Annotated in this window: 1 protein-coding gene; it reads right to left on the bottom strand. The window is 73.2% G+C overall.

The window, feature by feature from the left end:
• Positions 1-1,517, bottom strand: a 1,517-nt coding sequence (locus ADL29_RS04185; RefSeq protein ID WP_169795187.1) for a type I polyketide synthase, incomplete at both ends; no start/stop codon positions are given.

Below are 1,517 nucleotides of genomic sequence, written 5' to 3' on the forward strand. Positions count from 1 at the left end.
CCCAGCCACAGCGGGCGTTCGGGCGACCTGCCCCGGCCATACGTGGCCAGCAGCGCCTGCGCCTCGATCGGATCGCCCAGCGTCGTACCGGTGCCATGCCCCTCGACGGCGTCCACGTCCTGCGCAGCAAGCCGGGCATCGGCCAACGCCGCCTTGATCACCCGTTCCTGCGACGGGCCGTTCGGCGCGGTCAGACCGTTCGACGCACCGTCCTGGTTGATCGCCGAACCGCGGACGACGGCCAGCACGCGGTGCCCGAGACGTTCCGCGTCGGACAGTCGCTCCACCACGAGCACGCCCACACCCTCGGACCAGCCCGTACCGTCCGCGGCAGCCGCGAACGCCTTGCACCGGCCGTCGGCCGCCAGCCCGCGCTGCCGCGAGAAGTCCGTGAAGGACACCGGGGTGGCCATCACCGAAGCGCCGCCGGCCAGGGCCATGCTGCACTCTCCGCGGCGCAGCGCCTGCACCGCCAGATGCAGCGCGGTGAGCGAGGAGGAGCAGGCCGTGTCCACGCTCACCGCCGGGCCCTCCAGCCCGAGGGAGTAGGCGACCCGGCCCGAGGCCACGCTGGTGAAGCCCCCGTTGCCGAGGAACGGCTGTACGTCCTCGGGCGGCGAGGGGACGCTCGTCGTGTAGTCGTTGTGGATCACGCCCATGAAGACGCCGGTTTCGGTCCCGGCGAGCGATCTCGGGTCCAGGGAGGCGCGTTCCAGGGCCTCCCACGACACCTCGAGAATCAGGCGCTGCTGCGGGTCCATCGCCACCGCCTCACGCGGCGAGATCCCGAAGAACCCGGCATCGAAGCCACCGGCGTCGGCGAGGAAGCCGCCCTCGCGGACGTACGAGGTGCCCGGGCGGTCCGGGTCGGGGTCGTAGAGACCCTCCACGTCCCAGCCACGGTCCCCGGGAAACGCCGACATGCCGTCGACACCCTCGGACACCAGCCGCCACAGCTCCTCCGGCGACCCCACACCCCCAGGGAACCGGCACGCCATCCCCACGATCGCGATCGGCTCGTGATCGCCGCCGACGGTCAACGGCCGTTGGTGGGAGGCGAGTTGCCCGACCGCTGCGTTCCCGGTCTCCCCGGCGACCTCGGTGACGAGATGGCGGGCCAGCGCCCGCAGGTTGGGGTGGTCGAAGACGAGGGTGGCGGGCAGCCGGAGGCCGGTGCTGGCCTGGAGGCGGTTGCGCAGCTCGACGGCCGTGAGGGAGTCGAAGCCCAGGTCCTTGAACGCCACCGACACCGGTATGTCGCCGCCGGCTCCATGGCCGAGGACGACGGCGACCTGGCGCCGTACCTCCTCGCTCACCCAGCGCTCGCGCTCGGCCGGCGCGAGACCGGACACCCGGTCGGCCCAGAGGCGTTCGCCGGAGGCCGCGGCGGCACGGCCGCGTACCGGGCCGGCGAGGGTGCGCAGGACGGGGGGTACGGTGCCGGACGCGCGCACCGCCGCCAGATCCAGCCCGAACGCGGTCATCACCGGCCAGGCCGATCCTGCGGCGCTGTCGAA

This window comes from Streptomyces chattanoogensis, from assembly GCF_001294335.1.
Lineage (GTDB): Bacteria > Actinomycetota > Actinomycetes > Streptomycetales > Streptomycetaceae > Streptomyces > Streptomyces chattanoogensis.